Origin of the sequence: Burkholderia sp. Se-20378 (genome assembly GCF_017104665.1) — a bacterium.
Lineage (GTDB): Bacteria > Pseudomonadota > Gammaproteobacteria > Burkholderiales > Burkholderiaceae > Burkholderia > Burkholderia lata.
In genome coordinates this window covers 1-10,176 of sequence record NZ_JAAGPG010000305.1, presented here as the reverse complement: position 1 = coordinate 10,176, position 10,176 = coordinate 1, and the positions used below count along the sequence as shown (strand labels likewise).

General features: G+C 67.3%; 8 protein-coding genes and 1 riboswitch. Of the genes, 3 read left to right on the top strand and 5 right to left on the bottom strand.

Annotated elements, in window-relative coordinates; all coding sequences use genetic code 11:
* Nucleotides 1-111: 111 nt before the first annotated feature.
* Together G3N93_RS26035 and G3N93_RS26030 are read right to left on the bottom strand one after the other, a co-directional pair.
* Nucleotides 112-1,731, bottom strand: coding sequence for a methyl-accepting chemotaxis protein (locus tag G3N93_RS26035; protein WP_174940949.1), 1,620 nt, complete (start codon nt 1,729-1,731; stop codon nt 112-114).
* A 469-nt stretch (nt 1,732-2,200) separates the two neighbouring features.
* Complete coding sequence (locus G3N93_RS26030) at nt 2,201-4,279, bottom strand: TonB-dependent receptor (RefSeq protein ID WP_206134262.1); 2,079 nt, start codon at nt 4,277-4,279, stop codon at nt 2,201-2,203.
* A gap of 367 nt (nt 4,280-4,646) precedes the next feature.
* Nucleotides 4,647-4,803, top strand: a riboswitch (FMN riboswitch).
* A 66-nt stretch (nt 4,804-4,869) separates the two neighbouring features.
* Between G3N93_RS26030 and G3N93_RS26025 the strand changes: the two genes are divergently transcribed.
* Nucleotides 4,870-5,376 carry a 6,7-dimethyl-8-ribityllumazine synthase gene (locus G3N93_RS26025; RefSeq protein WP_206123228.1) on the top strand — a complete coding sequence of 169 codons (507 nt, stop codon included), beginning with the start codon at nt 4,870-4,872 and terminating at the stop codon, nt 5,374-5,376.
* Nucleotides 5,377-5,481: 105 nt separating this feature from the next.
* Here G3N93_RS26025 and G3N93_RS26020 read toward each other — a convergent pair whose 3' ends face one another.
* Together G3N93_RS26020 and G3N93_RS26015 are read right to left on the bottom strand one after the other, a co-directional pair.
* On the bottom strand, nt 5,482-5,913 hold the full coding sequence (locus G3N93_RS26020) for a MarR family winged helix-turn-helix transcriptional regulator (protein ID WP_174937722.1): 432 nt from the start codon (nt 5,911-5,913) through the stop codon (nt 5,482-5,484).
* Nucleotides 5,910-6,827, bottom strand: a complete 918-nt coding sequence (locus G3N93_RS26015; RefSeq protein WP_206134261.1) for a serine aminopeptidase domain-containing protein — start codon at nt 6,825-6,827, stop codon at nt 5,910-5,912. Before G3N93_RS26015 ends, G3N93_RS26020 begins: the two co-directional genes overlap by 4 nt.
* 300 nt (nt 6,828-7,127) lie before the next feature.
* Between G3N93_RS26015 and G3N93_RS26010 the strand changes: the two genes are divergently transcribed.
* Nucleotides 7,128-8,093 (top strand): ABC transporter substrate-binding protein, encoded by a 966-nt coding sequence (locus G3N93_RS26010; RefSeq protein WP_174940956.1) that lies wholly within the window; start codon nt 7,128-7,130, stop codon nt 8,091-8,093.
* A 52-nt stretch (nt 8,094-8,145) separates the two neighbouring features.
* Entirely contained in the window at nt 8,146-9,240 is a 1,095-nt protein-coding gene (locus G3N93_RS26005) for an LLM class flavin-dependent oxidoreductase (RefSeq protein WP_206134260.1), read from the top strand.
* A gap of 100 nt (nt 9,241-9,340) precedes the next feature.
* Here the strand turns inward: G3N93_RS26005 and G3N93_RS26000 are convergent.
* A partial coding sequence (locus tag G3N93_RS26000) for an ABC transporter substrate-binding protein (RefSeq protein WP_241026705.1) occupies nt 9,341-10,176 on the bottom strand: 836 nt, incomplete at its 5' end.

Genomic DNA, 10,176 nt, shown 5'->3' with positions numbered 1-10,176 from the left:
GCGCAGCAGCACCGCGTGCCGCGTTCGGCCGCGCGTCGCGCGGTGCGCGCAAGCGTGACGCCGGCAGAGCGGTGGAACAGCGTGCGCATCGTCGCCTCCTTGCGGGATCGGTTACGCGGTGGCCGGTTGCCAGTGAGGCGCGACCGGCTCTTGCGCGTATGCGCCCGGCGACGTCACGTGCGTGCCGGACGGCATCCGGAACGCGGCAACCGTTTCGGACAGCTCGCGGCCCTGCGCCTCGAGCGACTTCGATGCGGCCGCGGCCTGCTCGACGAGCGCCGCGTTCTGCTGCGTCGTCTCGTCCATCTGCGTGATCGTCAGGTTCACCTGGTCGATGCCGCGGCTCTGCTCGGCCGACGCGGCCGCGATCTCGCCCATGATGTCCGTCACGCGCGCAACGGCCTGCGTGACGTCCGACATTGTCTTGCCGGCTTCGCCCGCGAGTTCGGAACCGTCGCGGATCGTCTGTACCGACGCGGAGATCAGTTCCTTGATCTCCTTCGCCGCCGTCGACGAGCGCTGCGCGAGACTGCGCACCTCGCTCGCGACCACCGCGAAGCCACGACCCTGTTCGCCGGCACGTGCCGCTTCGACGGCCGCGTTCAGCGCAAGGATGTTGGTCTGGAATGCGATGCCTTCGATGATGCCGGTGATGTCGGCGATCTTCGACGAGCTGTGGCCGATCTCCGTCATCGTGTCGACCACGCGGCCGACCACCGAGCTGCCGCGCTGCGCGACGTCCGATGCGTTCGCGGCGAGCGAGCTGGCCTGTTGCGCGTTCTCCGCGTTCAATCGCACCGTCGACGTAAATTCCTCCATCGTCGCGGCGGTTTCCTGCAGCGACGCGGCCTGTTCCTCGGTGCGCTGGCTCAGGTCGAGGTTGCCCGACGCGATCTCGCTGACCGCATGCGCGATGCTGTTCGACGAATCGCGCACGCGACCGACGATGCCGATCAATCGCTCGTTCATCGTTCGCAATGCTTCGAGCAGATCGCGCGTCTCGTCGTTGCCGCTCACGTTGATGCGGCTGCCGAGATCGCCGTTCGCGACCGTGCGCGCGACGTCGACGGCCGAGCCGATCGGCACCGTGATCTTGCGCGTCAGCCACAGGCCGCCGCATGCCGCGACCATCACCGCGATCAGGCAGATGCCGGCCAGCAGGTTGCGCTCCATCGCATAGCGATCCGCGAATTGCTGCGCGATCGCGAGTTCGCGTTCATGCGTATAGGTCGCGTATGCGTCGGTGGCGCGCACCAGTTGCGCGAGCAGCGGCCGGCAGTTGTCGTCGATGTCGGCGGTCGCCTCGTCCTTCTTGCCGGCCTGCGCGAGCCCGACGATGCGCAGTGCAACGGGCCCGTAGCTGCCTTCGATGCGCACGATGTCGCCCACCAGTTCGCGCGCGCGATCGGAGGTGTCGGTCGCGTTCGCCATCATGTCCTTGAGCTTTGCGAGATGGTCCTGCACGTCCTTGTGCGCCTGGTTCACCTCGGCCAGTTCGAGCGCGAGATCGGACGGTTTGGTCACGAGTACGAGGTTGCGCGCGGCGATCGCGCGCCGGTCGACCGCGGTGCGGATTTGCGCGGAAAGGGTCGCCCGCGCGTTGATGCCGTTCATGTAGCGGGAAAACTCGGCGTTCGTATCGGATAGCGCCTTGAGTGCCATGCCCGACACGATCACGACGACCGCGGCGAGCAGGCCGAAGCCGCCAAGGAGTTTTGTTTTGATGCTCATTCTGGCGATTTTCACAGTGTGCCTCTGTGCGTGTGGTTGACGAATTGAAATTATTGTTCGACCAGATACGGGCTCGTGCCGGCATTAACGGGTATACCGGATGATTCTTTACCCGTTGAAAACCCTGATATTAGTTTTTTTAGCACTGGAAACCTTACCAGGCGGGCGTTCTTGATTTCGATCAAAACCCGCCAGCGCGCCCGTGATTCAAAGGTTTATACGTGGAATTTGAAACCGGTTTTCTTGGGTGAAACAAAAAAAGTCTTTTTGCTAATAATCGTCTGATGAATTTGTTTCGATTTATGGATGAATAAAAGGATTTCTGTTGGAAACTAATTGGGGATGGAACCGATAGGCGCCATCGGTGTGTGCCGCGCGATTGGCGGTAATGGCCGGCAAGCGGAAATTCGCGGCGCAGTGGGGGCGCCGGAAAAGAGGCCCGCGGCGGGCGCCGCGGGCCATGAGAGGGTCAGAACGTGGTGCGCAACCCGGCCATCACGCTGCGGCCGCCTTCCGGTGCGAAGCCGCGCACGACCGAAGTCGAATAACGGATCTCCTGGTTCGTCAGGTTGTCGCCGCGCAGGTACGCGAGCCAGTGCGTCGGGCCGACGCGGAACTTGTAGGTGAGCATCACGCCGAGCGACGTGTAGCCGTCCGTCGAGAAGTCGTTGTCGGGCACGCGGTTCTGCGACCACGCATGCGTGACCTGCGCGCGTGCGCCGAACGGGCCGTAGCCGTAGTCGGCCGCGAGCGTCGCGCGCAGCGGCGCGATGCGCGGCAGCGGCTGGCCCGTGTCGACGTTGCGTGCGTGCGTGTAGTCGGCCGTCAGCTCCAGGTCGACCGTATGGCCGCGCCGCGCGAAGGCGCGCCACTTGCCGTCCAGCTCGATGCCGTAGAACTCGGCGCGCACGCCACGGTAGATCGCCTCGTTGAGCGAGCCATCGGTACCGGGTGCGACCGGTTCGCCGTCGTCGTTCACCACGCGGCCCGTGTTGTACTCGGTCAGGTAGTTCGAGAAGCGGTTGTAGAACACGCCGACGCTGCCGCGATTCGGGCCGCTCGCGTAGCGCAGCGACAGGTCGGTCGACACGGCCTTTTCCTTCGACGCATTCGGGTTGCCGATCAGGAACTGGCCGGTCGCATCGTGCGGGCCGTTCGAATACAGCTCGTAGAAGGTTGGCGCGCGTTCGGTGTAAGCGACGTTGGCCGCGACCGACCACACGGGCGTCAGCGAGAACAGTGCGCCTGCCGACAGGCTGCCCGCGTTGAATTCGCGCGGCTGCGCCCCCGCGAATTTCTCGACGCCGGCCGGATCGGGATCGACCTTCACGTGCTCGAAGCGGCCGCCGAGGCTCAGCTTGAGCGCGGGGACGACCTGCCATTCCTCGAGGCCGAACAGCGCGACGCTGTTCGTGCGCGTGGACGGCACGAGCATCTCGTCGCCCAGCGCGGAGAACGTGTTCTGGCCGAACTGCACGCCGATCGCGCCTTCGAACGGGCCGATCTTGCGATGCGTTGCCTCGATGCGCGCCTCGTAGCCGCGATTGCGGAAGGTGGTCGCGGTCTCGCCGTTGTCGACTTCCTTGTGGCGATAGTCGGTGTACGCGAAGTCGAATTTCAGCTTCGTGAACGGCCCGCTCAGGTTGCGCACCTCGGACGCGAGCGCGAGGCGTTCCTGGCGCATCCGCAGCCGCACGTCGCTTTCCGCGACGGAGCCGTAGTTCGATTCGTAGCCGCTGTAGGACAGGCCCGCGAAGCCGTCCGCCCACGTGTACGACGCGCCGACCGCGCCGCCGTGCACGCGGCCGTCGCTGTTCGGCACGTTGCCGTACGGCTGCGGCGTGTCGGGGCCGTCGATCGCGCGCTGCGCGCTGCTGCGTGCGTAGCCGGGAATCCGCAGCTTGCTCGTTTCGCGGTCGAACGCATCGATGTGGAACGCGAAGCGGCCGTTGCCGCCTTCGACCTGCGCGGCGCCCGCGCGCACCGAGTTCGCGCCGCCGTAGCGCGCGTCGAGCGCACCCGTCACGCCCTGGATCGCTTCGCGCGGAATCCGGTTGTCGATCGTGTTGACGACGCCGCCCACCGCATTGCCGCCATACAGCAGCGCAGCCGGGCCGCGCACGATCTCGACGCGTTCGATCGACAGCGGGTCCTGCGGCACGGCATGGTCGTACGACAGCGACGACGCGTCGTAGGCCGCGACGCCGTTCTGCAGCAGCCGGATCCGGTCGCCGTCCATTCCGCGAATGATCGGGCGGCCGACCATCGGCCCGTAGGTGGTGGTCGACACGCCCGGCAGCCCGTTCAGCGTTTCGCCGAGCGAATCGGCCTGGCGGCGTGTCAGCGCATCGCCGGAAAGCTGGACGGTCGGCGCGATCAGCTCGTTGTCGCCGAGCGGGTTCGCGGTCACGAAGATCGGGGCGAGCGGGGTGGTCGGTGGCGTGCCGGACGCGGCGGGTGGTTCGGTCTGTGCCTGCGCGACAGCGGCGAACAGGATCAGCGATAGAGACGAGAGCGGGCGAAGCGGTAGACGAGGGAGGTCGCGCATGGTCGGTGAATCGGTTGGAATCGGATCGGATAACGAGCGATGCGGGTCACGGCTGGATACGATATATTGTTGCGTCTGCGACGCGCAGTAACCCGTTGGAACATGGCTCGGCGGGGCTCGGCCACCCACAGTGAAACGGCGTCAGGCGGACGAGCACGCGAAATGATATGTTATATCATTTCAAATTCCAAGCCGGATGGCAGGTCGTCGCAAGGTTTCCGTCGGATCGGCGAAAAAGCGGCTGGAGCGGCGGGCCGATCACGGGAAAGGCGGGCCGTGGGTTCGTCCAGTGCACGGAACGCGCGGTGACGTCGACGCACCAGTCCGAAGGGAGTGTGATAGATTTCCGGCGCGGCCAATGTGCCGCGAACGTTCTCAGGGCGGGGTGAAATTCCCCACCGGCGGTAATCGCGCGATTGCGCGTAGCCCGCGAGCGCTTGCCGGCACGCATGTGCCCGGCAAGGTCAGCAGACCCGGTTGGATTCCGGGGCCGACGGTTAAAGTCCGGATGAGAGAGAGCGGGGTTCGTTGCGTACGCAAGGTACGCCGCTTGTCCCTGTGCGCCCATTCAACTCACACAGGACCTATCGATGACCCAACTTGCTTCCCCCTCCCACACTGCCGCTCCGCGTATCGCCTTCGTCCAGTCGTGCTGGCACAAGGAGATCGTCGACCAGTGCCGCAACGCGTTCGTCGACGGACTCGTCAACGCGAACCTGCGCCAGGCGGATTGCGATTTCTTTGAAGTGGCAGGCGCTTTCGAAATTCCGCTGCATGCCAAACTGCTCGCGAACACCGGTAAATACGCGGCCATCGCGTGCGCCGGCCTGGTCGTCGATGGCGGCATCTATCGCCACGACTTCGTCGCACAAGCAGTAATTTCCGGTCTCATGCAGGTGCAACTCGAAACCGGCGTGGTGGTGCTGTCGGCGGTGCTGACGCCGCATCATTTCCACGGGGCCGAACATGTCGCCTACTTCCACGAGCACTTCCTCGTGAAGGGCGCGGAACTCGCGCACGCGTGCGTCGATACGATCGGCAAGGTCGCGGCGCTGAAGGCGGGGTCCGTGGCCGCTGCGCTGCCGCAGGCTGCCTGACGCCTGGCCGGGTACGTGCCGCTGCGTCGTTTGCGCTGCGGCACGTGAGATCGCGCGTACGGCGTGGCCAAGAAGGCGGTGACGACACGGCGTCTTCGCCGCCGCTCAGCGTTCCACCGGAAACCGCTCCTGCAGCACATGCAGCCAGCGCGCGACGACATCGAGTTCGTCGTCGGAAAACCCGTCGCACAGCTTGCCGTTGAGTTCGCGCAGCAGCACGCGCGCACGCTTGAGCGCCGCGTGGCCTTCGTCGGTCAGGTACAGGCGTGTCGCGCGGCCGTCGTCCGAATCGGCATGACGCGTGATCAGGCCGGCTTTCGCCATCCGGTCGGCGAGCCCCGTCATCGCGGACGGCGCAAGCTGCAGCGCGGCGCCGACTTCGCCGATCAGCGCACCATCCTGTTTCGCAAGGCAGAACAGCGCGCCGGCCTGCGCGGCGCTCGCGCGCGTCTCGGTTTCCGCCTTGCGGTCGATCCAGCGCTGCACGCGCCGCTGGCCGATGTTCAACATGAAAAACAGTCGTCGGTCTTCGCTCAAGCTGGGTTCCCGGCTGCAATGGAAAGGGAGGGACGGCCCGCGGTTCGCGGCGTGTCGAGGGCCTGCGCGAGCCAGTCGGCCACGTCGGGCCACAGCACGGTGCCGGGGCGGCTGCGGAAGAAGCCCATGTGCCCGACCGGGCCGCTGCCCGCCGTGTGCGGATCGATCTGGCGGCGTTCGACCGCCGCGCGGGCCAGATAGCTTACCAGCAGCCCGATCGCAGTCGGGTTGGCCCACGGGTCGTCGTCGAAACCGAGCGCGAGGATCGGCAACTGCTGTTTCGCGTAACGCTCGGCCGCGCCGAGTGTCGGATCGTCGAAGAAATAGTGCGGCAGCGTCGTCCAGCGGCTCCATTCGCGGAACACGCCGGCCGGCATGTCCTCGCCGAGCCCGAGCCGCTTGCCGGGCACGTAGCCGAGCAGCGCCGCCATCAGCGGGCCGAGCACGCGCAGGATCAGCCGCACCTTCAGGCGCTCGGCCGTCTGCGTGATCAGCCGCGTGCTGCCCGCATGCGCGGCGACCAGCACGGCCGCGCGCAGGTGCGGCGTCGCGGCGGACAGCCCGATCGCATGCCCGCCGACGCTATGCCCGACCGCCAGCAGCGGCACACCTTCGTACGCCTGCCGCGCCCACGCGGTCGCGCCGCCCACGTCGAGTTCCATCCAGTCGCGCATGCGGGCCTTCAGCGCACCCAGGCGCGCGGGGCGAGACGCGCCGATGCCGCGATAGTTGTAGGTGAGTGCCGCGAAGCCGCGTTCGGTCAGGAAGCGCGCGAAGCCCGCATACAGCCGCTCAGGCACGGCCGTTGCCGGATGGATCAGCACCAGCGCGCGCGGCTCGGCGTCCGGCGACCACAGTGTGCCGCGCAGCGCGTAGCCGTCGGCGGCGGAAAACTCGATGGGTTGGGAGGTCATGGCCATCCTCGCTCGGGTAGTTATTTCGTATGCGAAATATAGTCCGTGATTTATTTCGCGCACGAAATATCTGTCGAGGATTCATTCGAACCGGGTTCCCATGGGCGCGGTACGCGGCATCCGGCGCCGCCGATCAGGTCATAAAACATTTGCATCTTTCCATAGAAGAATATTGCGTTTGTTTCATGATGAAGATAGACGTATCGTCACCGGTTCCATCCGTTCCGCCGGCCGCCGTGCACGGCGGACCACGAGGCGTCGCCATCGCGCGACCGCCCGCCAACCCTCCGGGAGATCACGTTGTTGAGCCGAATCGTCACGGCACTCTTGCTGGCGCTTGCCGCACAGCAGGGCATGGCCAAAGACACCGTCACGCTGCGCGTCGGTGAACAGAACTACTTCAACATCCAGGCGTCGATGGAGGCGTCCGGCGTGCTGAAGGACCTGCCTTACACGATCGAGTGGAAGCATTTCCAGGCCGCTGCGCCGGTTGCCGAATCGCTGAACGGCAATGCGATCGACGTCGGCTTTCTCGGCGATTCCGCGCTGCTTACGCTGGCCGCGCGCGGCGCGCCGGTGAAGGTGGTCGCCGTGTCGCGGCAGAGCCTCGACGGCGTTGCGATTCTCGTACCGAAGCATTCGCCGGTGCGCACCGTGGCCGACCTGCAAGGCAAGACCATCGCCGTATGGCGCGGCGCGTGGAGCCAGCAGCTCGTGCTGCGCGCGCTCGAACACGCGGGCTTGCGCGCGGATTCGGTCAAGTACGCGTACCTGATGCCGATCGATGCGACCAATGCGCTCGCGAACGGCTCGGTCGATGCGGTGTCGCTGTGGGAGCCGTTCGTCAGCACGCTCGCGTTGCGCCAGGGTGCGCGGCCCGTGACGACCGCGCAGGGGCTGATGCCGGCGCTGAGCTTCGTTGCCGCGAACGAGCAGGCTGCCTCCGGCAAGCGCGCCGAGATCACCGATTTCCTGCGGCGCGTGGTGGCCGCGCGCCAGTGGGTCGACAGCCATCCGCGCGAGTACGCGGACCTGTGGGCGAAGCGCGCGAAGCTCGAACCCGATGTCGCTTATCGCTGGCTCAACAACGCGAAGCAGCGCGTCGGCCCGGTCGACGAGACGGCTGCGAAGGACGCGCAGAACACGGCGGACTTCCTGCATAAGGCCGGCGTGATTCCGGCTGCGTACGACACGTCGAAGCTGCTCGACCGCTCGTATGCGGGCGCGTTCGCGGCGCCTGCGCAGAAGACGGCCGCCGCGCAGTAAGCGGGCCATCCCGGCCACGATTTCCGATCGAGAACCACAAGGACACTTCGACATGCCAGTCGACATCATCGGCATGATCACCGCGACACCCGGCGCGGAGGTCGATGTACCCGGCGGCGCGGCCGTCCAGCCCGACTACGTGCGCCGCTTCGCGCAGGCGCACGAGGCCGCCGGCTTCGACCAGATCCTGGTCGGCCATTTCAGCAACGCGGCGGACGGCTTCATCGTCGCGTCGTTCGCGGCCGCCGCGACCGAACGCATCCGCATCCTGCTCGCGCACCGGCCGGGCGTGATCGTGCCGTCGGCCGCCGCGCGGCAGATCGCGACGCTCGACGTATTCAGCGGCGGCCGGCTCGCACTGAACGTCGTGTCGGGCGGCGACGATACGGACCTGCAGCGCGACGGCGATTTCGTGCCGCACGATGCGCGCTACCGCCGCACCGGCGAATATCTCGCCGTGCTGAAACGGATCTGGCAGGCCGACGCGCCGGTCGACCACGACGGCGCGTTCTACCGGCTGCGCGGTGCGTCGCCGCTCGTGAAGGGCGCGCAGCGGCCGCATGTGCCGATCTATTTCGGCGGGTCGTCGCCGGCCGCGCTGGCGGTCGCGGGCGAACACGCCGATGTCTACATGACGTGGGGCGAGCCGCTCGCGTCGGTGCGCGAGCAGATCGCGCGCGTGCGGGCTGCTGCCGCGCCATTCGGGCGTGCGCCGGGTATCAGCGTGTCGTTCCGGCCGATCGTTGCCGGCACCGAGGCGGCTGCATGGGAGAAGGCCGAGGCGATCCGCGAGCGCGTGCGCGCGGCACGGCTCGCGAACGGCCAGCCGATCGACGGCCATGCGCCGCAGAATGCGGGCTCGCAACGACTGATGGCGGCGGCCGCGCAGGGCGACGTGCTCGACGAGCGGCTGTGGATGGGCGTCGCGAACCTGACCGGCGCGCGCTGGAATTCGACTGCGCTGGTCGGCACGCCGGAGCAGGTCGCGCGGGCGCTCGGCGCGTATTACCGGCTCGGCGTGTCGACGTTCCTGATTCGCGGGTTCGATCCGCTGGACGATGCGCTCGATTACGGGCGCGACCTGATTCCGGCGATTCATGCGCATGTCGCGGAGCTCGACCGGTATCACGCGGCAGTGTCGGCGTAGGCTTCGCGCCACAACCAACGATATTGCTTCGACGTGCCCCGGCATTGCCAGCGTGGAAGGCCGGGGCGATGCCATGTCGGGCATCGCCCCGTCGACGCGTTCAGAACGACGGCAACCCCGGCGGATTGGTCTCCGCGCGCGCGATCGCCTCGCTCTGCAAGCCCCAGCGCGCAAGCGCCTGCCCATAGCGGCCACTCCCGATCAGCGCGTTCGTCGCCAGCGTCAGCGCGGGCGCGAGCCCGCTGCCGCGCCGCGTCGCGATCGCCACGTCGGCATTGGCCGGCCAGCCCGCATTGACGACGCCGACGCGGCGGATCTTGCCCGTGCGCGCGGCCTCGTACGCGAGCGACGCGTTCGGGTTCAGTTCCGCATCGGCGCGGCCCGACAGCAGCGCGACGCGCGACGCCGCATCGTCGTCGAAATAGAGCAGCTCGGCCGGCTTCAGCCCCTGCGCCACGTTGCGCTTGTTCCACTCGAGCAGGATGCGCTCCTGGCTCGTCCCCGCGCCGGTGATGATGCGCAGGCCGGCGACATCCTTCGGCTCGGCGAGCTTCGCGATCGGGCTGCCGGTGCGCACGTAGAAGCCGTGCAGCCCGAGCCGGTAGGTCGTGAAATCGTATTTCTCCTTGCGCTTCTCGGTCACGCCGACGTTCGAGATCACCGCGTCGTACTTGCCGGACGTCAGCCCGAGCGGCCAGTCGGCCCACGCGATCGGCAGCAGCACGAGCGTGCGGCCGAGCGTGTCGGCGACGAGCTGCGCATAGTCGGGATCTGCGCCGACCACGGTGCTCGCGTCGGTCGCGTAGGTCGACACGGGCGGCGCGTGCGGTGAAATCGCGACCGTGAACGCGCCATCGCGTACCCAGCGGTAGCCGGCTGCCGCGCGGATCGCCGCATCGTCGGGTTGCGCGCGCAGGCGGCCGGCCTGGCGCGGGT